Annotated in this window: 19 protein-coding genes; 4 read left to right on the forward strand and 15 right to left on the reverse strand. The window is 46.9% G+C overall.

Going from position 1 to position 20036, the window contains the following annotated elements; genetic code table 11:
• Positions 1-11 precede the first annotated feature (11 nt).
• From Q9R36_RS05330 to Q9R36_RS05345, 4 genes are all read right to left on the reverse strand, one after another.
• Entirely contained in the window at positions 12-806 is a 795-nt protein-coding gene (locus Q9R36_RS05330; RefSeq protein WP_009793983.1) for an ABC transporter ATP-binding protein, read from the reverse strand.
• Positions 781-1809, reverse strand: a complete 1029-nt coding sequence (locus Q9R36_RS05335) for an ABC transporter permease (RefSeq protein WP_148950117.1) — start codon at positions 1807-1809, stop codon at positions 781-783. Before Q9R36_RS05335 ends, Q9R36_RS05330 begins: the two co-directional genes overlap by 26 nt.
• A gap of 36 nt (positions 1810-1845) precedes the next feature.
• Entirely contained in the window at positions 1846-2838 is a 993-nt protein-coding gene (locus tag Q9R36_RS05340) for an ABC transporter substrate-binding protein (protein WP_009793981.1), read from the reverse strand.
• Between the two features lie 190 nt (positions 2839-3028).
• Positions 3029-3805 carry an enoyl-CoA hydratase-related protein gene (locus Q9R36_RS05345; protein ID WP_311224624.1) on the reverse strand — a complete coding sequence of 259 codons (777 nt, stop codon included), beginning with the start codon at positions 3803-3805 and terminating at the stop codon, positions 3029-3031.
• A 121-nt stretch (positions 3806-3926) separates the two neighbouring features.
• Here Q9R36_RS05345 and Q9R36_RS05350 point away from each other — a divergent pair, with 121 nt between their 5' ends.
• Positions 3927-4058 (forward strand): hypothetical protein, encoded by a 132-nt coding sequence (locus Q9R36_RS05350; RefSeq protein WP_311224625.1) that lies wholly within the window; start codon positions 3927-3929, stop codon positions 4056-4058.
• 2 nt (positions 4059-4060) lie between these two features.
• Here Q9R36_RS05350 and Q9R36_RS05355 read toward each other — a convergent pair whose 3' ends face one another.
• The 3 genes from Q9R36_RS05355 to Q9R36_RS05365 form a co-directional block, all read right to left on the reverse strand.
• Positions 4061-5617, reverse strand: a complete 1557-nt coding sequence (locus tag Q9R36_RS05355) for a fatty acid--CoA ligase family protein (protein ID WP_041825242.1) — start codon at positions 5615-5617, stop codon at positions 4061-4063.
• Between the two features lie 176 nt (positions 5618-5793).
• Positions 5794-6786 carry a lipoate--protein ligase gene (lplA, locus tag Q9R36_RS05360; RefSeq protein WP_009793939.1) on the reverse strand — a complete coding sequence of 331 codons (993 nt, stop codon included), beginning with the start codon at positions 6784-6786 and terminating at the stop codon, positions 5794-5796.
• A 17-nt stretch (positions 6787-6803) separates the two neighbouring features.
• Positions 6804-7538, reverse strand: a complete 735-nt coding sequence (locus tag Q9R36_RS05365; protein ID WP_306009322.1) for an MBL fold metallo-hydrolase — start codon at positions 7536-7538, stop codon at positions 6804-6806.
• A 163-nt stretch (positions 7539-7701) separates the two neighbouring features.
• On the opposite strand from Q9R36_RS05365, the gene yhfH reads away from it, so the two are divergent.
• The gene (gene yhfH / locus Q9R36_RS05370) at positions 7702-7830 is read left to right on the forward strand and encodes a protein YhfH (protein ID WP_009793941.1); all 129 of its coding nucleotides are present in this window, start codon (positions 7702-7704) and stop codon (positions 7828-7830) included.
• A gap of 280 nt (positions 7831-8110) precedes the next feature.
• Here yhfH and Q9R36_RS05375 read toward each other — a convergent pair whose 3' ends face one another.
• The 5 genes from Q9R36_RS05375 to Q9R36_RS05395 form a co-directional block, all read right to left on the reverse strand.
• Positions 8111-10270 carry a YhgE/Pip domain-containing protein gene (locus Q9R36_RS05375; protein WP_306009323.1) on the reverse strand — a complete coding sequence of 720 codons (2160 nt, stop codon included), beginning with the start codon at positions 10268-10270 and terminating at the stop codon, positions 8111-8113.
• A gap of 77 nt (positions 10271-10347) precedes the next feature.
• Entirely contained in the window at positions 10348-10920 is a 573-nt protein-coding gene (locus Q9R36_RS05380) for a TetR/AcrR family transcriptional regulator (RefSeq protein ID WP_009793943.1), read from the reverse strand.
• Positions 10921-11116: 196 nt separating this feature from the next.
• Positions 11117-12049: a ferrochelatase gene (gene hemH, locus Q9R36_RS05385; protein WP_311224626.1), complete on the reverse strand. Its 933-nt coding sequence runs from the start codon at positions 12047-12049 to the stop codon at positions 11117-11119.
• An 84-nt stretch (positions 12050-12133) separates the two neighbouring features.
• A complete protein-coding gene (gene hemE, locus Q9R36_RS05390) occupies positions 12134-13180 on the reverse strand; it encodes a uroporphyrinogen decarboxylase (RefSeq protein WP_311224627.1) in 1047 nt (348 codons plus the stop codon).
• A gap of 633 nt (positions 13181-13813) precedes the next feature.
• Positions 13814-15070 carry a DUF5068 domain-containing protein gene (locus Q9R36_RS05395; protein ID WP_022543581.1) on the reverse strand — a complete coding sequence of 419 codons (1257 nt, stop codon included), beginning with the start codon at positions 15068-15070 and terminating at the stop codon, positions 13814-13816.
• Positions 15071-15383: 313 nt separating this feature from the next.
• Here Q9R36_RS05395 and Q9R36_RS05400 point away from each other — a divergent pair, with 313 nt between their 5' ends.
• On the forward strand, positions 15384-15896 hold the full coding sequence (locus Q9R36_RS05400) for an antibiotic biosynthesis monooxygenase family protein (RefSeq protein ID WP_009793948.1): 513 nt from the start codon (positions 15384-15386) through the stop codon (positions 15894-15896).
• A gap of 132 nt (positions 15897-16028) precedes the next feature.
• Here the strand turns inward: Q9R36_RS05400 and Q9R36_RS05405 are convergent, their stop codons facing one another.
• The 3 genes from Q9R36_RS05405 to liaF are packed head-to-tail and all read right to left on the reverse strand — an operon-like array spanning position 16029 to position 18558.
• Complete coding sequence (locus tag Q9R36_RS05405) at positions 16029-16673, reverse strand: response regulator transcription factor (protein ID WP_009793950.1); 645 nt, start codon at positions 16671-16673, stop codon at positions 16029-16031.
• A gap of 1 nt (position 16674) precedes the next feature.
• Positions 16675-17712, reverse strand: a complete 1038-nt coding sequence (locus Q9R36_RS05410; protein ID WP_009793951.1) for a sensor histidine kinase — start codon at positions 17710-17712, stop codon at positions 16675-16677.
• A 12-nt stretch (positions 17713-17724) separates the two neighbouring features.
• The gene (gene liaF, locus Q9R36_RS05415; RefSeq protein ID WP_035402726.1) at positions 17725-18558 is read right to left on the reverse strand and encodes a cell wall-active antibiotics response protein LiaF; all 834 of its coding nucleotides are present in this window, start codon (positions 18556-18558) and stop codon (positions 17725-17727) included.
• A gap of 218 nt (positions 18559-18776) precedes the next feature.
• Between liaF and Q9R36_RS05420 the strand changes: the two genes are divergently transcribed.
• A partial coding sequence (locus tag Q9R36_RS05420; RefSeq protein ID WP_311224628.1) for a hypothetical protein occupies positions 18777-20036 on the forward strand: 1260 nt, incomplete at its 3' end.

The following is a 20036-nucleotide window of genomic DNA, read 5'->3' on the forward strand; positions in this document are numbered from 1 at the left end:
GCACCTTTTATTCAGGCAAGAACAGCGCGGTCGCTGTTCAATTTCTCACCGCGGATGCGCTGGAATTCCCCAAGCAGCTTTTCAACTGTCAGTTCCCGCTTCTCCTTTTCTCCTGCTTCGAAAATGATCTGCCCACCGTCCATCATGATCAGCTTGTTTCCGAGATCGATCGCCTGCTGCATATTATGGGTGACCATCAGGGCTGTCAGTCCGAAAGACTCAACGATCTTTCTGGTCAGTTCAGTGATAAGGGCAGCCCGGGCCGGGTCAAGCGCAGCTGTATGCTCATCAAGCAGCAGGATTTTCGGCTCTGTGAAGGTTGCCATCAATAATGACAATGCCTGCCTTTCCCCTCCGGATAAAAGGCCAGCCTTTGCTTCAAGGCGGTCCTCAAGCCCGAGGTGGAGCATTTCGAGCTGCTCCCTGAAAAATGCCTTCCGTTTCTTCGTCATTCCCATCCTCAGGCCCCGCCCCCCAGTCCGCGAAGAGGCGATCGCCAGATTCTCCTCAATGGTTAGATTAGGAGAAGTCCCTGCCATCGGGTCCTGGAAGACCCTGCCGATCAGGCGCGACCTTTTGTGCTCTTTCATTTGCGTAACATTTTTGCCGTCAATCAGCACTTCCCCTTCATCCGGATAGAGGCGGCCTGATATGATGTTCATCAAGGTGGACTTGCCTGCCCCATTGCTGCCGATGACAGTGACAAAATCTCCTGGCTGCATGGATAGGTTAAGATGCTGAAGAGCTTTTTTCTCATCTGGGGTAGCTTCATTGAATACTTTATAAATCTGTTTTAGCTGCAGCAACCTGCCCACCGCCTTCTTCTGCCATTTTTTTCAGCCCATCTTTATCAAAGCCCCTTTTTTTTCTGCGCCTGTTATCCCGCTGCCGCTCAATCATCCTTGGGATGATGAGCGCACAGACAACGATCGCAGCCGTAATGAGCTTCATGTCTCCCGTTTCAAGAAAATCGGCCCTCAAGGCAAGGGTCACGATGATTCTATAAAGGATGGCTCCCCCAATAACGGCTAAAGTCGCCCTGAAGATCGTTTTTGCCCCAAAGACCGCCTCGCCGATGATGACGGAGGCAAGGCCGATAATGATCATGCCGATCCCCATGCCGACATCGCTGAAGCCATTGTACTGGGCAATAAGGGCTCCTGAAAAAGCAACAAGTCCGTTGGACAACCCCAGTCCCAGGATTTTGAGTGTATCGGTATCTGCTGAAAAGCTCCGCACCATTGTCTCATTATCGCCCACTGCCCTGATGGCAAGCCCGATATCCGTTTTCAGGAAAGCATCGAGCAGCAGCTTAATGACCATTGATACAGCAAGCATTACCAGCAGGATCCCCCATGTTTTGGGAACCATCCCCTCGAGCCCCATGCCCGTCAAAAGGGATGCCATCCCGCTGTCGAACGGCAGTGACTCCCAAAAGCCGGACAGCTTTGTGATGACAGTCTCCTCTGAAAGGAGGGGGACATTCGATTTTCCCATTATCCTCAGGTTAATAGAATAAAGGGCAATCATCATTAATATGCCGGACAAAAGGGGGTTTATTTTTCCTTTTGTGTGGAGCAGGCCTGTCAGGCACCCGGCAGCAAAGCCGCATATCATGGCCATTATGGTAGCAAGTAACGGATTCACGCCTGCCACGATCATTGAAGCAGCGACAGCCGCACCTGTAACAAAGCTCCCATCCACCGTCAGGTCCGGGAAATCAAGTACCCGGAATGACAGGTACACACCAAGGGCCATCAAAGCATAAATCGCACCAGCCTCCACTGAGCCAAATATCGCTGTGAACATATAATCTTCCTTTCTCCGGGAGCTAATTCTATCATTCTATTCAGTAAATTCAGCCAGGCTGTTCCATTCCTCTTTAAGCCCGATATTCATTTCCTCTGCAGCCTTCTTGTTGATCAGGAGCTTTAAGTTTTGCGGATATTGCACAGGGAGCTCTGATGGCTTCTTCTCTCCTTCAAGGATTTCGGCCGCCATTTCCCCTGCCTCATAACCGATATCTTCATAGTCAAAACCGTAAGCAGCAAACCCTCCGCGCTCGACTGAGTCCAATTCACCGACAAACAGCGGGATATCATTGTCATTGGCTGTCTGAATGACCGACTCCAGCGCGGAAACAACTGTATTATCCGTAATGATATAAATCATGTCTGCTTTGCCTACAAGGGATTCAGCTGCCTGCTTCACCTCTGAGGAAGCTGATACTGTGGCCTCTTCCAGCTTTAAGTCTGTTCCTTCCATCGCCTTTTTCACAAGATCAATCTGGGCATTGGAATTCTGCTCCCCCGAATTGTAGATGACTCCTACCGTTTTTCCTTCCATCTGCTCAGCCATGAATTTCACCGTATTCGGGATGGCATCCGGATGGGTATCTGTTGTGCCAGTGATATTTTCTCCAGGCTCCTCCATCGAGGCAACAAGCTCAGCACCAACAGGATCTGTTACAGAGGTGAAAACGATTGGGATATCCTTTGTCGCATTCAGTGCCCCGTACGCGCTCGGCGTCGAATTGGCGAAGATAAGATCCACACCGTCTCCGGCAAAGTTGTTGGCGATTGCCTGGTTGTTGTTCTGGTCGCCCTGGGCGATCTGGACATCATAGTCAACCTCGAGCCCTTTATCTTCAAGGGCCTTTTTGAACCCCTCAAGCGCAGCATCAAGAGAAGGATGCTCCACAATCTGCGTTACGCCGATTTGATACGTTTTTTCCCCCTCTGCCGCCGTTTTTCCTCCAGCTTCATCTGAACCGCACCCTGACAGCAATCCTGCTGCCAGCAGTCCTGCCGCAGCCAATCCAAACTTTTTCTGTTTCATGAAATATCCCCCATTCTTGTCCTATCAATCGCTATTCTGCTTTTGTACTTTTATGCTTTTATGCTTTTATTCACTAAATTATATAGGCGAACCGTGCTGGATTCAAGATGTATTTTGACAATTTTAAAAATTAATAATATGAAAACTCAAAAACACCCTGTGAACGGCATTCCATTCACAGGGTGTTTTATTATCTTCCTTTGAACTCAGGCTTCCTTTTTTCTGAGAACGCCTGAAGGGCTTCCAGCCTGTCTTCTGTAGGAACGGTCACCTCATAGGCTTTTCTCTCAATCTGCAAACCTGTCTGCAGATCCGCATTCATCCCTTGTTTTACAGCAAATTTAGCCTGCTGAAGGGCGACAGGCCCGTTAGCCAGCATTTCTTCTGCCAGCTTCAGGCATTCTTCAAGAAGCTGATCCAGAGGGACTGCTTTTGTCAATAATCCGTAATGCAAAGCTTCTTCTGATGTGAGTCTCCTTGCAGTGAGGATGAGCTCAAGTGCCTTTGCCTGCCCGATCAGCCTGGGAAGCCGCTGCGTCCCGCCTGCTCCGGGGATGATGGCAAGGCTGGTTTCAGTCAACCCCATCTTCGTTCCCTGGGCAGCCAGCCTGAAGTCACAGGACAGGGCCAGTTCCATCCCCCCGCCAAAAGCAAATCCATTGATGGCTGCAATCGTAGGCTGCGGGAGACTCTCAATCAATGAGAATACCTCGCCGATTTTATATACATTCCTTTTAACGTCCGTCTGAGAAAGTGTCTTTCTTTCCTTCAGGTCAGCCCCGACACTGAATGCTTTATCGCCTGCTCCCGTAAAAATGACAACCCGGACATCCGGATTGATCCTGATATCCTCCACTGTCCGCTGCAGCTCTTCAAGAGTCTCATAATTAAAAGCATTCAGGGCTTCTGGCCTGTTCAGGGTAATAATGGCCGCGTGGTTCTCCACTTTCAAATCAATGCTGCTCATATTTCGTTTTCAACTCCTTTTTAATATCTATCTGCATAATTCGCTTTCCAGGTATGAAAACCCTTTCTTTTCGCTCATTGTGTGAAGCGTTTCTATATTATCCCCGGCGGAAGATGACAGGATGGAAGCAGGCAGCTTCCTGCTCAAATCAAAAAACCAGGCTGGAGGCGAAGTCCGGCCTGGTTTTGAAAAACAAGGTGTAAATGATATTTCAAATATCGGCAGAATGGCCATGGACAAACTGCCATCTTAGCTTTATTTGGTCTGGAGAACCTGTTTCTTCAATGCTCTTCTCAATATTTTTCCTGTCGTATTCTTAGGCAGCTCGTCCAGGAATTCAATTGAGGAAGGCAGCTTGTATTTAGCAAGATGCTGTTTGCAATAGCCTATAAGCTCTTCCTCGGTGAGAGAAGGGTCGGACAGCACAACATAGCTTCTGACCGCTTCTCCCTGATTCGGATCCGGCACGCCGATGACAGCCGCCTCAACCACGCCCGGATGGCTGTACAGCACTTCCTCCACTTCCCTTGGGTAGACATTGTAGCCGCCGACAATGATGATTTCCTTTTTCCTGTCTACAATATAGAAATAGCCTTCTTCGTCCATCCGCGCAAGATCTCCTGTAAAAAGCCAGCCATCCCTGATGGAAGCAGCAGTTTCCTCAGGCATCTTATAATAGCCTTTCATAACATTCGGGCCCCTTACAGCAAGTTCGCCGACTTCACCAGGCGGCACCTCATCACCCAGTTCATTGACAACTCTGTTTTCAACGTTCAGGATGGATGTCCCGATTGAACCAGGCTTGCGCGGCCGGTCAAGCGGATTGAAGCATGTTACCGGCGATGCCTCGGACAGGCCATAGCCTTCAGAAATAAGGACATTGAATTTTTTTTCAAAGTTTTCAAGCAATGCTACCGGCAGTGATGCACCGCCGGAAATGCAGAGGCGGAGGGACTTTAAATCTTCCGCCTTTCCATCGCTGTATTGCAGCAGGAAATTGTACATGGTCGGCACACCGGCAAAAACAGTTGCCTCATACTCTTTTACCAGCCTGAATACTTCTTTCGGGCTGAATTTCGGATCGATCAGGATGGTCGCTCCATTCATCAGAGGTGCGTTAAGTACAACAGTCAGGCAGAAGACATGGAACATCGGAAGCGACGTAATGACCCTGTCCGATTCATTCATTTTTAGGTAATCGCTTACATCCTTTGCATTGCTGTAAAGGTTTTTATGCGTGAGCATTGCGCCTTTGGGTTTTCCTGTGGTGCCTGATGTATAAAGGATGATAGCTGTATCCTCTTCCTCAAGCTCCGGTCCCTGGTACCCTGCATCGCCTGATGCCAGAACTGATGTAAACGATTTCAGTTTAGGATAGACACTCAGGGCCGAGACATCAGCATCCGCCTGCTTGCCTTGCGGAGTTTCACAAATAATATAGTTTTCAACCGATGGAAGCGCCCCATGCATTTTCTCTGCCATTGGAACCAACAAGTCCAGGCTGATGATGGCTTTCACATCACCGTTTTTGACAATATAGCCAATTTCATCCGGCGTATAGATCGGATTAATCGGAATCACGGTCGCCCCCAGGCGCATCGCCCCATACAAGCTGATAATGAAGAATGGAGAATTGCCGAGAAGCAGTGCAACATGGTCTCCCTTTTGGATACCCAGCTTTTCAAGGCCTGAAGCAAACTTTGTAACTGCCGCATCAAGCTCAGCATAAGTGCTTTCCTTGTCCATGAAATAATAGGCCGGTTTTTCACCCAGCTTCTGTGCGGTTTCATGCAGCTGTGAAGATAAGTTCATCATTTTCCCTCCTCCTAAATGAATGAATAATCATTCATTAAATAATAAAAAATTTTCTAAATATATTATATTGAAAGAAATTTATGTATTCAAGTGCACAGTGCCAAAATTTTGTAGATATTTGGGCGCCGCTTATTGCTTCCCCATGAAAAAACCCCGCCTGGGCGGGGGAAAACTCAGTAGACAAGATTAATAAAATCCTCTTTGGTAACATTGCCGAAATAATGTTTGATGTTGATATCTGCAAGGGCTTCTTCGATTGCCGCTTTTTCATAGCGCAGACCTGACAGCTTTTCTTCAATTACTGCTACATCTCCGACACCGAAAAAGTCGCCGAATATCTTGCAATTCCCGATAATCCCTTTATTAACATCCAGCCGTACATCGATTTGGCCAACCGGGAATCGGTGTGAATGCTGGAGATTGAATTTCGGCGATTTCCCGTAATTCCAGTCCCAATTCTGGTAGCGCTCTTTTGATAGCTGGTGTATCTTTTCCCAATCCTCTTCTGTCAGTACATACTCTGGAATTTCGTCAAGATCCCCAAAAATGTTCTTCAGGAGTGTGCTTCTGAACTGCTCAGTCGAAACCTTTTCTTCCAGAAATTCAGAAATATTCGCTACACGGCTGCGGATGGACTTGATGCCCTTTGACTCAATTTTATCCTTCCTCACCTTAAGGGCCGATACAACACTGTCGATCTCAGAATCAAACAGCAATGTCCCGTGGCTGAACATCCTGCCCCTTGTGGCGAACTGGGCATTACCGGAAATTTTTCTTCCTTCCGCAGTAAGGTCGTTCCGTCCGCTCAGCTCAGCTGCCACCCCCATTTTCTTCAAGGCCTCGACAACAGGCTCTGTGAACTTCCTGAAGTTATGGAAGCTGTCCCCATCGTCCTTTGTAATGAATGAAAAATTAAGATTGCCCAAATCGTGGTAGACAGCTCCCCCTCCGGATAGACGGCGGACCACATGAATGCCGTTTTTCTCAACATATTCTGTATTGATCTCCTCGATGGTGTTCTGGTTTTTGCCGATGATGATGGAAGGCTCATTTATGTAAAAAAGCAGATAGCTTTCCTGGTCAATGTCCAGGTTCTTCAATGCATACTCTTCAATGGCAAGATTTATGCGGGGGTCTGTAATCCCTTTGTTGTCGATAAATAGCATGATGATTCTCCTTTGTTTTAGATAGTGTAGGTATCATTGAATGCAGCCAGGCGGACTGGGCCGCTGTATTCCCTTGCCGACTCCTCAGCAAGCTTTGAAAGCTCCCCATAATGCGGAAGATGGGTCAGGACAAGCTGTTCCGCGCCAGCTTTTTCAGCAAGCCTCCCGGCATCATAGCTGTTCATATGCCCTGCGTTCTTTCCATTCTGATTTCCGTAGAAATTGCACTCGCTGACAAGCAGGGAAGCTCCGGATGCAAAAGCAGCCAGCTCTTCTTTATAGGATGTATCGGCTGTATAGACAATCGCATTTCCTTCTGCTTCAAACCGCATCGCATAGCATGGTGCCGGATGATCTGTTTTTAAGAATGTGATTGTAAAGGGCCCGAGGTTTAATTCCTCGTCCGGCTTATACTCTTTTCCTTCTGAAATATCCTTATAGCTGAGCTTCGAGAACTCCTGAGGGTTTTCCCTGTGAGCATAAATAGGCAGGGTATCCATCTTTTTTCCGAGGAAGCCCTGGATGAGGCGGGCATGCTGCAATACGCCGATATCTGCGATATGGTCAGGATGATAATGAGAAATAATGACCGCATTTAGCTCCTCCGGCTGGATGATCTGCTGCATTTTCGACAGTACTCCGCTGCCGCAGTCCACAAGCAGGCGGAAGCCATTGTGCTCGAGAAGATAGCCGGCACTGGCCTCATTCCCCTTCGGATAACCTCCCCAGGGCCCTATAACAGTTAATTTCATCTAACAGTCCTCCTTTTTTCCGAATCCCTAATAACACTATAATCGATTATGCCTATTTTTTCATTTTTTTAAAATTGTATTGATACAGTTGTTGACTTAAAAATACTGTTATAATACAATGTAAATACAGAAACACAAACACATAACCCGGGAGGCTGACAGAATGCTAGAAAATATCGTGGAATTTTTCAGGAATTTGCCAGCAAAACAATGTTCGGAGTGCGGCAGCTCCATTGATGAGCAGCACGAATGCTATGGGACTAAATGTGATAAGTGTCTTGACTTGAACTGACTGGAATTCTATAAAATTATAAGAAAAGCGCAAGCGCCTTGCTCACCCTTAAGGAACGCAGACTAAGAACGCCACGTCCTGTGGCAACGTCTGCATAACCCCCATCCTGGGGGCCTCAAGACGATCATCCCGGAAAGGCGTTCTTTGCCTTTTTGGGATGATTGGCTTGTGACCTCGAGGGGGTAGGCGCTGGAGCTAGACAGTAATCGAAGTTAAAAAAATATACTTTCTTATTTTACCAAAAAGACCCGGCCGGCGGCCGGGTCTTTCTCTGTCTCTATTATTCTGCGATTGCTGCGTACTTTCTTTTATGCATGATAGTGAAATAAGTCATCGTGCCAGCAATGAATGCGAGCATAAAGCCAAGGAGGATGGCTGCATTATGCCACATGAAGGCAAAGTCTCCGCTCGATGCCACGGCCTTCAGGCCTGCCACTGAATAGGTCATCGGCAGCAGGGCATTGAAATGCTGCAGGAAGCCCGGAATCAGTTCAAGCGGGAAGGTGCCTGCACTTGTTGTCAGCTGCAGGATGAGTATAAGAATAGCAACAAATCTTCCCGGATCTCCAAGCGCTGTAACAAAGAATTGGATCAGCGCCATGAAGGTCAGGCTTGTAATAATATTGAACAGAAGGAATAATGGGATGCTCTGCACTTCAAGCCCCAGTCCCGAAATCAGGATCCATGAAGCAATAAGCGCCTGGATGATGCCTGCCGCTGCAAGAACACCAAACTTGGCTGCAAACCAGCTCAGGCCGTTTCCAGGGACCGATGCCGGCTCCCTGAGCGGGAACACGATGGACAGAAGCAGAGCTCCGACAAACAAGCCCAATGAAAGGAAGTACGGCGTAAAGCCGGTTCCGTAGTTAGGCACTTCATTGATTTTTTCATTTTTCACCTGGACAGGTTCGGCAATCATATTGTAGGTTTTGTCATCCGCACTTACAGATGAAGCTTCCTCAGCTCCGTCCTTCAGTTTGCCTGCAAGCTCTGCTGAGCCTTCGGACAATGCTGAATTCCCTTCTGCCACTTTGCCGGCACCTTCAGACAGCTTTCCTGCGCCTTCCTTCAGGGCGCCAGAGCCATCAGCCAGCTTGCCGAGACCGCCGGAAAGCTCTGTGCTCCCTGCTGCCAGCTGTGCTGATCCGGCTTTTGCTGAAGCAAATTGCTGTCCATATTCATTCATGCCTGCGATAAACTGCTGCTGGCCATCCTGTATCTTGGCTGTACCTTGTGCGAGTGAAGAGCTTCCTGCTGCAAGAGAATCAATTCCCTGCTGCAATTGCTTTTGCCCTTCTGAAAGGCTGCCTATTTTGTCTGACAGCTGCTGTGCTCCGCCGGATATTTGGCCGGCAGATTCGGCAAGCTGTGATGTACCGGCTGCCAGCTGGCCTAAGGCTGCTTCCAGCTCTTTTCTTTCAGGGGAGTCCTCCGGCATCTGCTGCAGGACTGCCCCCAGCTTTTGCTGAAGCTGGGACATTCCGCCGCTGACCTTGGCAGCTTCTGACTGCCATTGATCAAGTGAGCCTGAAATTGAGGCAGCACCGCCCTGAAGCTGTTCTCCTCCCTGGACAAGGGCAGGAACCTTTCCCTGGACCTGCTGGATTCCTTCATTCAGCTTTGCAGCTCCAGCAGCTGCTTCCTGATTACCCGCCTGAAGCTCACTGGCCGCAGCTTCCAATTTCTGATGGCCGGCTTGAAGCTTTCCAAGACCAGAGTCCAGGTCCTTCGCTCCTGCAGCCAGCTCTGCAGATCCTTTGTTCACCTGGCTGACGCCATTATCAAATTCAACAGACTTCCCGGCCAATTCTCCAAGCTTATTCTTCAGTTCCTGTGAACCTGATTTAAGCTCCAGGGCTCCTTCGTCAAGCTTACCGGCCCCGTCGCTCGCCTGTACCAAACCGTCTGTCATGTCGCCGATTTTATCAAACATCGTCTCAGCATAGGTTTCGGTAATTTTCTCGGAAAGAGAAGCTTTGATTTTTTCAATTGCTGTACCGCCAATCTGTGAAGAAAGGAAGTTATAGCTTTCGTTTGGAACATAAATTAAATTCAGCTTTTTCGGATCTTCATCCAAAAGAGTTGTCGCATTCTCTGAAAAGTCCTCAGGAACCTCTACAAGAATATAATACTTCTCCTTCTCCAGATCTTTATAGCCTTCCTCTTTAGTAACAAACTTAAAACTAAAATCAGCACTATCTTTTAAATTGGATATCAGTTCGTCCCCGAGCTGCAGCTCTTTTCCTTCAAATTCTGCCCCTTTGTCTTCATTGACTACTGCGACAGGCAGATCGGCAAGATGATCATAAGGATCCCAGAATGCCCAAAGGAACATTCCGCTGTAAAGCACAGGAATGAACAGGACAGCAATAATCGGGATCAGCAGTTTTCTGTTTTTAAAAATAGCTGAAAACTCATTCCTGAATAATCTATTTCTCATTTATTTTTCCTCCTGTACGATTGACTATTTTGTTCAAATGGTCAATTTTATTCATAAAACAAGGACTATCCCTTAAGTCAGTTAGATAATCCTTTAAACAGGTATTGCTCAAACAGCTTTGCAATTTCCTCTTTTTCAAGAGGTTTATGCTGCTTTTCCCAATCAAAAATCAGGGCGATATAGAGCTTGAACATGATGAAGGCAGTCAGCTCAGGATCGCAGTCTGCTATCTCGCCTTTTTTCACAGCTTCGGCAACTTTTTCTTTAATATAAGAAAGAATTGATTTTTCCAGCCTCTCCATTACCTCCATTACTGCAGGAGTGCCCATTTCCTTTTCTTCCTGGAAAAGCTTGATGGTCAGCTGGTGCTTCAGCCTGAACTCAAGGATCCCATATAAGGCGCGATGGACATTTTCGTGGAAAGATAATGAAGAATCCAGAGATTCGTCAGCTGCAATTTTCATTTCCTTGATGAGCGTTGTGATGATTTCATCGAATAATTCCTCTTTATTCTTAAAAAACGTGTAGATCGTCCCTTTGCCGACATTCGCAATTTTGGCCACCTGATCCATTGTGGTTGCTTTATAGCCAAACAGAGAAAATGATTTATTGGCAGCTTCAATAATTAATTGCTTGCGGTCTACAGCCATCTATACACCTCGATTCACAAAAATGACTGAATGAACATTTTGGTCAATTTGAACAAAAATAATAATAGCATATGTCAGCAGCTCTTGCAATGCTTCCCGGTTAATATTTTATTATTAATTACTATCCCTAACTGAGGGACATAATCAGAAACCAAAGAAGGAGCCCTGCCCCAAAAGGCAGGTCTCCTTCTCTCTGCTATTCTGAAAGCTTCCTGAGTACGGCAGATGCCATAGCATCAATGAATTCGGGCTGTGAATTCGGCATTTCCGGACGATAATAGCTTGCCCCGATTTCCTCTGTTACAACTTTGCATTCATAGTCATTGTCATATAAAACTTCAAGGTGGTCTGCTACAAACCCGACTGGTGTATAGACGAATGCTTTATAGCCTTTTTCATTATACAAGTCGCGCGTCAGGTCCTGGACATCCGGCCCAAGCCATGGCTCAGGAGTATTCCCGGCACTCTGCCAGCCAACCTCATAATTTTCTACCCCCGCCTGTTCAGCGATCAGATCCGCAGTCTCCTGCAGCTGGTTAGGGTAAGGATCTCCCGAATGGAGAATTTTCTCTGGCAGGCTGTGGGCTGATACGATCAGCACTGCATTGTCTTTTTCATCTGCAGGCATGGATGCGAAGGCTTCCTTCACTTTTTCTGCCCAATAGCCGATGAATTTCGGTTCTTGATACCAGCTTTCTACAGAAGTGATGGTCAGGCCGCCAAGCCTTTCTGCTTCTTCTTTTGCACGGCCATTATATGACTTCACGCTGAAGGTTGAAAAATGGGGAGCCAGCACGATGCTTGCAGCTTCCGTGATTCCATCTTCTTTCATGCTCTTCACTGCATCTTCGACAAAAGGTTCAATATGCTTCAAGCCCAGATACATCTTGAATTCAATTTCATCCTGGATGCTGTTCAGATGCTGCTCAAGCTTTTCACCCTGCTCCTGTGTAATCCTGGCAAGCGGGGAAATCCCGCCGATTGCTTCATAGCGGCTCCGCAGATCTTCAAGCATCTCATCTGAGGGCTTTCTTCCATGGCGTATATGAGTATAATAGCGCTCAATATCTTCTTCTTTATATGGCGTTCCGTAGGCCATGACAAGCAGGCCCATTTTCTTTTTCGGCATTATATTTACACCTCTTTTTAATCATGTATCTAGTCACTTATTGTGCCAAAAACCCGGCTGAATACAAAATCTAATGCTCAGGAATTACTCAGCAAGCTTGAAAGCCGAGTAATCGTGGATAAAGCCAGTCAGTTTTTTCAATGTATCCGGGTTGACAGACGGGAAGACGCCGTGGCCAAGATTGAAAATATAGCCTGGCTGCTGCATTCCCTGGTCAAGGATTTCCCTGGCTCTCTCTTCAATTACTTCCCATGGAGCAAGCAATATGGCAGGATCAAGATTGCCCATGACTGTTTTCCTGATGCCCATCTCCCTTGCCTCGCTGATTGGAAGCCTCCAATCCAGTCCGACTACGTCCAATGGAAGGTCATGCCATTCCATGGCCAGGTGGCTTGCGCCCACTCCAAACATGATCAAAGGCACATTTTCTTCTTTAAGAGCTGTGAAGATCCGTTCCATAACCGGCTTGATGAAGCAGCAGTAGTCGGCCACATTCAGTGCGCCTACCCATGAATCGAAAAGCTGGATAGCCTTTGCACCAGCCTTGATTTGTGCTTTTACATAAACGATGATGGTGTCAGCAAGCTTGTCCATCAGCGCGAACCATGCCTGCGGCTCAGAATACATGAAAGCTTTTGTTTTATTGTAATTCTTTGACGGCCCGCCTTCGATCATATAGCTGGCGATTGTGAATGGCGCGCCGGAGAAGCCAATCAAAGGAACTGTCAGCTGTTCTTCTGTTAAGAGCTTGATTGTGTCAAGGACATAGGGAATATCCTGTTCAGGATGAAGTTCCCCCAGTTTCTCAACATCTGAAAGCGAGCGGACCGGATTGGAAATGACCGGACCGATGCCTGTTTTAATATCTACGTCCACTCCGATGGCGGGAAGCGGCGTCATGATGTCTTTATAGAGAATCGCAGCATCCACTCCGTAGTTTTCAACCGGCAGCCTTGTAACATAGGCACATAATTCAGGCTGATGCGTTATTTCGAATAAGGAGTATTTCTCTTTGATGGCACGGTATTCGGGCTGGGATCTCCCAGCCTGCCGCATATACCATACAGGGACGCGGTCTGTTTTTTCCCCGCGCGCCGCTTTTAAAAATGTATCGTCTATCTGTTTTGCCATAAAACTGTATCCACCTTTCAGTACTCTTCTGTTTGTTTATTGTAATATATCTTTCTGGAAATTAGAAATTTCGGTATGTATAGGGCATATTGCCCCTTCCACTATAGCGGTTTCAGGATAGGTTGTATAGATTGCCTGGGGAAATGTCGAAAATTTGCCTTAAAAGAGAAAAGGCAAAAACAAATTGCATTACAAAAATCATTTCTATTTTTAAATGGGGTGTTGATCTCCGTTCCAGGCACTTCGCTTTCCGCGGGGCGGAGTTGAGCCTCCTCGCCGCAAGCGGCTGTGGGGTCTCAACTCTTCCGCTGCAATCCCGCAGGAGTCTTCGTGCCTTGCACTCCAATCAACAGGTTTTTAAATTCGAATGGCAGTACAACCCTGAAAACTTTAACATTCAATTACCATTTTAGAACTCCATCGGAGCAGGTCAATTAATACCTTATAGTTTTATATTTCGTAAAAAACGTTAACGTAAAGTTGGCTTTTCATGACATTGCTTTATTCAATTCTATTATTAGGGTTATTTCCTTTAATTCATTGATTTTGCAAAGGAAAAAACAAACCAAAAAAGGCACGGAACCCTAACATTCCGTACCCCCTCTGGTCTGAAAAATACTGCCTTCATGTAATTTATCTCGGCAGTGTAAATTCAGCTGTTCTTCCTTTGAATGCTTTTGTGCCGTCTTCGTTATAGAAAGGGCCGAATTCCAGATCAAACTTTTTGTATATTTCGAATTCATCTTTCCTGAATAGAAAGACATGAAGCTTTTCTCCCTGTGCACCTGCCTCGATGGCCTTTGGTTCACGGGGTTCAACCATGCCCTGTGACAGAATTCTGGCGCGGTTGTCATCCACTGAAAGGATGGAACCTATATTCCAGATGCTGACCGGCTCTGAAGACTGATTGTCAATATTAAATTTGACTGTCAGAGCCACAATGCCGCTGTCGCCAAAATTTGTAAAGCGCGGCTTATTGGCCTCTGTCGGGGTGATTTCTGTATACTGAACCCCTTCAAGTGTTACATTCACATCACCGATTTTTTGTGCTTCGCCAATTCCTTCTTTTTCGAAAATCATTTTCTTATCTGCCATATTATCGGTTGTCAGCTGATCCTGGTAGAAGGATGGCTCGCTTGCCATGGCCTCCTTCTGTTCAACACTGTAAGCAAAATCAAAGACTGCATTCCCCTGGATGGAACCTTTGAACTGGTCGTTGTCTGCAGCTCCGCCTTCAATGATGTACTTCGGCTTTACAGTCGAAAGCTTATCAAATTCGGCATTTGTCAGGGTGAATGATATCAGCCCTGTTATCTTTTCCCCGGCTGCGAATTTCCCTGTTTCTGACTCTTTTTTCGATTTGACCTTGTCTGCATCAAGGATAAAGGTTGGGTCTGATGGGTACCAGTCCAGCTCATGTGATGTCTGGATACGGTGCATATTGTTGTAATACATTGCTTTATCAGTGCCATTATCCACTGTAACCTTTGCCGTAATCACATACCCGTCGATCTCATCATTAAACGGGATGGTGACATCCTCGTGCATATCTGTCACTTTGACGATCTGATATTCATCCACAGAAACTTTGAAGCCTTTCATATCATGGACAAAGCCAGGATCTGTGTTCGTATAGATGACTTCAACCTCGCCCTCTGATTCATCTGCAATATTTGGGTTGAGCAGCTCTCCTTCTGCACTTGTTCCATCAGCCGTTTCTTCAGCTTCTTCCGACTCATCAGTTTCTTCCTCTGCGGCAGCATGATCTGTTTCTTCAGCTTCAACCTTCTTTTCCGGCTCTTTACCGTTTGAAGCTTTTTCATCATTCCCGCATGCCGATAGTAAAAGCATTAGAGCCAAGAGTGCTGTCCATAAAACATTTTTCTTCACGTTTTTACACAACCTTTTTTTGGATTATTTTCCCTTCGCCATTATAAATCACGAAATGATAGATTTCCCTGTTTAATAGATAAAAAGGAAAAAATAAGGAAATACTACCATCAATAAGCAGGCAGAGGCAGGAGGATGCACACAGATACAGCAGCCTCCGAATAGGAAAATACCACCAATAGTTCCTGGATAAACCAAAATTTTGAAATAAACTTCTATCCGGCAGCTAAGAGCTCTGATTGGGAATCGGCATGCGGAGAAGCTATAATGAGGGAGAGCGCTAACATACAAAGAGAATCTTGAGGTGATATGGATGAGGATTTATATGACGAACGGCACTTTTGATTTTTTAAAAATAGTACAAAATAAGAACAGCGCAGAGAAAATGGTGCTGATGCAGGATGCGGACAATGCACTGCTCCTCCACGAAACCGAGGGAAAAACTTTATTTAACGAACCGCGGAGCTATGAAGTGCTGGATTCAACAGGTTCACTCGAAAGCCGCGGTTTTATTGTCATGAATAATATCCCCGTAACAGAAGAAGGAAGGCCCTTATTCGAATACCGATTTAAAAACAGGGCTGGGGCGGTTGAAAACGAGCCTGGCTTTATCAGCATCCGGGTACTTCGCCCGCTTTCCAGTGATACGTATGTCATTCTCACCCAATGGGAGAGCGAAAAGGATTTCAAAAATTGGCAGGATTCCAAAGCCTATGAAAAGGCACACGAAAAACGGGGAACAGATCAAGGCATCGATGTCCAGCGTCCAAATATCTTTGCACGCCCATCCTTTGTAACAACTTATTATATCCCTGAAGCAGATTGATCATTACTATCATAAGTGGCCGGAAGATGCGGAAGCCCGCATTTTCCGGCCTTTTCTTCGGGTTGCAGCTGAAAAAAAAGAACCTGAAGAAATTAACGCCAGATTCTTTCATTCGCCCTATGCAAAATCCCTTCAGGCTTTAGGTCCTTGTTTAATGAGGCCGTTTTGATGGGCATACACAGCTGCCTGGGTGCGGTCGGAAACGGACAGCTTGCTGAGTATGTTGCTGACATGTGTTTTCACCGTTTTTATCCCTATAAAGAGCTGATTGCTGATTTCCTGGTTGGTCATCCCTTCGCCGATGCACAGAAGGACCTCCAGCTCCCTTTCCGTCAGTTCCTCGTGGGGCTTTTTCTCCCTGCCGCGAAGGCGGCCCATCATTTTGGTGGCGACCTTCGGCTCGATTACCGGCTCCCCTCTTGCAGCCTTCAGGATGCAGTCAAGCACTTCATCCGCCGTTGCTGTTTTCAGCATATAGCTGAATGCACCGGCCTCTATTGCAGGAAAGACCTGCTCATCATCATAAAAACTTGTAATAATGATGATCTTGCACTGGGGATAGCTTTTCAATATTTCTTTTGTTGCTTCAATGCCGCTTCCGTTTTCCATTAAAAGATCCATAAGGACGACATCTGGCCTTTCCTTCAGCACGAGGGCAGCTCCCTCATGCCCGCTGGAAGCTTCCCCTACTATTTCTATTTCCGGTTCAGTCAAAAGATACGAGATGATTCCCTTCCTGACCATTTCATGGTCATCCACAACTGCGATCCTGATCACTTTATTCCCTCCCTTTCAGCGGTATCCGTATTTCAATATAAGTCCCTTCTCCCTGTTTGGACCGGATATTGAAAATCCCGCCGATTTCCTCGCATCTTTCCCGCATGGTTTTCAATCCATACGAGGCAACCCTTTCAATATGAGGGTCAAATCCCTTTCCGTCATCTCCAATAAATAAATATGTATAATCTTCCTTTTCTGTAAGGGTCAGCTTTATCTTTGATGCATCGGCATGCCTGAGAATATTAGAAAGTGCCTCCTGGACAACTCTGAACAAATGCTCTTCTGCTGCTTTGGAGAGCTCGATTTCATCTATGCTGGCCTGAAAATCGATGGTAGTCTTCCCGCGCAATTCGTGTATCAGCTTGATAATCCCGTCACACAAGGTATCATCGCTCAGCTGGATCGGCCTTAAATGGAGAAGGAGAGCCCTCATTTCCCCCTGTGCTTTGGCGGCTATACCGGAAATTTCCTTGAGCTGCTTCTTTGCTTTTTCAGAATCTCTGTCAAAGACCTTCAGCGCGGCAGATGACATCATGCTAAGAGCAAACAGCTGCTGGCTCACAACATCATGGAGATCCCTTGCCAGGCGCTGCCTTTCCTCCATAACTGCTGCAGCATGGGCCGACTGGGCCAGGGATGAACGTTCTTCAGCAAGCCGTTGGACCGAGTGGACCTGCTCCTGGATATAGTCAGCCAAACCATCAAGCTCCTCTGCAATAAGCCCGATTTCATCGTTTTCATAAGAAGATATCCTTCCTGCCAGCTTGCCGGACCGCAGATTGGACACTGCAACCAGGATATCTCCAAGCCTTCCCTTGATTAAGTAACTGCCTTTAATGCCAAAATAGCCTCCGGCAGCCAGCAGGATCAGCAGGCAATAGATAAAGAGCCAGAAAGAGATTGAAATGGTGAGGACCGGTTCATCGGCAAAGAATAAATAAATCTGGATCCCGACAAAGAAGGTGAGCGAGCTGATCAGCGCCATCATAATAAAGCTCTGGATAAACCAATACCTGATTCCGAACATTTTTTTCATCAGCAGTATCTCCTATACATGATCAATTCGAATGGAGCCGACTTTGAGCTGGATCGTTATATTCAACTTTCTTGCCGCATCATCGTATCCCGGGGATTTATAATAAAGTTTGCGGTTAAGGTCTTCTGATTTCAGATCGAAAATGCGGATATCCCCGATATTGATATCGGAGTGAACCATAATCGGGACATCCTCAGGGATAATCATCTTAACATCGCCGACCCATCCCTTGACTGAAATAGGCGTTTCCTTCTCCGGGATATACGCCTTGCTGAAGTCTATAAAATAATCACCGACCGTATTATACAGATCCAAAGGTTCTACAGACCAATTTGCGTTTTTAAAGCTGACGTCGCCTATAGAGAATCCTCTGATATTTGCTAATGGGGCATGCCGCGATCCCTTTTTGATCCTGATGATTTTTTCCTCGCCCAGATCCTTTTCGCTTTCTTCTATCCCATCATATTTCTTAGCTGGAAACTCTGTTTCAACATGCACTTTAATATGCTCTTTCCTTACGAGAAGCGAGAATCCAAGGTATACGATGGCGAGCGGCCAAAGCTTCCACACATCCCAAAAAGAAAACTGGATCAGTCCGAATCTGTCAGAGGCCAGCAGCCCGGAGAAAACAAGCAAAAATCCGGCAAAAACTTTGCCCCCTTTTTTTCTGGCCAATGTAGAGATCAGCAGAATTAGGCTATAGCCGAACATCACAAAAGGATATACTGTGACAAAAAACTTCTTTATTTCCAAGGAAATGACACCTATATTTACAAGAAGCAGCAGGACACCTGCAGCCAGAAGGCATAATGCAAACATCATTTGATTGACTGATCGATAACGCAATTGGCTCCCCTTCTTTCTTTCTCTATAAATATTCGCTGCAGAAAATGCTTTTCCCTGCAATCCCATTTTATCAGTCTTCCATCAATCTTTAACTGCCTCTGGAATGCTTTTCCCTCCGCCTTGAGGCGGATGTGTGCCATGCACATCGCCCAGAACTGAACATAATCTATAGTACGCTTGAAGGCCATGGCCCAAGCATACTATAGGAGGGATATAAAATGGCGATTGATTTAACTGTCCTTCATGCTATCTATGTTTTCTTCATTGTACTCATCATCGGTTTTATGATAGCGAAACGGGATACTGCCCTTGTGTGCATAGCCGGGATCTTCCTGATTGCCATCACAAGCACCGGCTCCCTGAGCACCTCAGTCAGCAGTGTGTTCAATAGCTTTATATACGCGATAACCGAGCTTCTTTCTACCATTCTCGTCATCTCCATCATCGTCGCCATGAGCAGGGTCCTTGCTGCTGCGGGGGTAAGCGATGCGATGATAGCGCCCTTCTCCAGGATGATCAAAGGTCCGGCAGGCGCTTATTGGACGATCGGCATTGTTATGATGGTGATATCCTGGTTCTTTTGGCCATCACCAGCAGTTGCCCTTCTTGGAGCAGTCCTTCTGCCGGCAGCTCTGAAGGCAGGACTTCCTGCCCTGGGAGCAGCTATGGCCATGAACCTCTTCGGGCACGGAATTGCCCTGTCAGGCGACTTCATCATCCAGGCAGCCCCTAAATTGACGGCAGACGCTGCCGGGCTTCCAGCAGGGGAAGTAATAGCTGCCAGCATTCCCCTTGTAGCCGTAATGGGGATTGTCACAGTTGCTGCTGCCTTTTTCTTTTTGAAAAGGGATATGAAAAAGGGCCTCCTGCTGCCGGCCTCTCCCCCTGATCAAAGGAATGAGGCTGAATCAGGAGAGCCCGGGCTTCTTTCAAGGAGCCAAAGGGGATTTTTTGCAGTCCTTATCCCTGTTTTATTCGCTTTAGATGTAGCAGCTATGTTCTTGCTTGACCTGCAGGGCGGCGATGCGACAGCACTTGTAGGCGGGACATCGATTTTTATTCTGCTGGTGATCACCTTGGCAAGCCACAAAAATAAAGGACTGGAGAAAACAACCTCCTATATGATTGAGGGATTTCAATTTGGCTTCAAGGTCTTCGGGCCTGTCATCCCTATCGCAGCTTTCTTTTACCTTGGAGATTCCGGCTTTACAAGCATAATCGGCGACTATTTGCCGGGGGGGTCACAGGGCATCGTCAATGATCTCGGGGTTGCTCTGGCAGGAGCAGTCCCGCTGAGCAAGGAAGTGGCAGCTGTTACGCTCACTGTTACCGGTGCAATCACCGGTCTGGATGGTTCCGGCTTTTCCGGCATCTCCCTGGCAGGCTCTGTCGCCAGCCTTTTTGCTTCAGCCATCGGTGCCGGTGCAGCAACTTTGACAGCCCTGGGACAGGTTGCTGCCATCTGGGTTGGCGGCGGG

This window comes from Bacillus sp. AG4(2022), assembly GCF_031844465.1.
Lineage (GTDB): Bacteria > Bacillota > Bacilli > Bacillales > Cytobacillaceae > Bacillus_AB > Bacillus_AB infantis.

What these genes read in the sequence shown, in the direction of transcription:
- Q9R36_RS05335 (WP_148950117.1), bottom strand. Translation starts at nt 1,809, where the DNA reads ATGTTCACAGCGATATTTGGCTCAGTGGAGGCTGGTGCGATTTATGCT.
- Q9R36_RS05340 (WP_009793981.1), bottom strand. Translation starts at nt 2,838, where the DNA reads ATGAAACAGAAAAAGTTTGGATTGGCTGCGGCAGGACTGCTGGCAGCA.
- Q9R36_RS05345 (WP_311224624.1), bottom strand. Translation starts at nt 3,805, where the DNA reads ATGAGCAGCATTGATTTGAAAGTGGAGAACCACGCGGCCATTATTACC.
- Q9R36_RS05350 (WP_311224625.1), top strand. Translation starts at nt 3,927, where the DNA reads ATGGAAGCAGGCAGCTTCCTGCTCAAATCAAAAAACCAGGCTGGAGGC.
- Q9R36_RS05355 (WP_041825242.1), bottom strand. Translation starts at nt 5,617, where the DNA reads ATGAACTTATCTTCACAGCTGCATGAAACCGCACAGAAGCTGGGTGAA.
- lplA (WP_009793939.1), bottom strand. Translation starts at nt 6,786, where the DNA reads ATGCTATTTATCGACAACAAAGGGATTACAGACCCCCGCATAAATCTT.
- Q9R36_RS05365 (WP_306009322.1), bottom strand. Translation starts at nt 7,538, where the DNA reads ATGAAATTAACTGTTATAGGGCCCTGGGGAGGTTATCCGAAGGGGAAT.
- yhfH (WP_009793941.1), top strand. Translation starts at nt 7,702, where the DNA reads ATGCTAGAAAATATCGTGGAATTTTTCAGGAATTTGCCAGCAAAACAA.
- Q9R36_RS05375 (WP_306009323.1), bottom strand. Translation starts at nt 10,270, where the DNA reads ATGAGAAATAGATTATTCAGGAATGAGTTTTCAGCTATTTTTAAAAAC.
- Q9R36_RS05380 (WP_009793943.1), bottom strand. Translation starts at nt 10,920, where the DNA reads ATGGCTGTAGACCGCAAGCAATTAATTATTGAAGCTGCCAATAAATCA.
- hemH (WP_311224626.1), bottom strand. Translation starts at nt 12,049, where the DNA reads ATGCCGAAAAAGAAAATGGGCCTGCTTGTCATGGCCTACGGAACGCCA.
- hemE (WP_311224627.1), bottom strand. Translation starts at nt 13,180, where the DNA reads ATGGCAAAACAGATAGACGATACATTTTTAAAAGCGGCGCGCGGGGAA.
- Q9R36_RS05400 (WP_009793948.1), top strand. Translation starts at nt 15,384, where the DNA reads ATGAGGATTTATATGACGAACGGCACTTTTGATTTTTTAAAAATAGTA.
- Q9R36_RS05410 (WP_009793951.1), bottom strand. Translation starts at nt 17,712, where the DNA reads ATGAAAAAAATGTTCGGAATCAGGTATTGGTTTATCCAGAGCTTTATT.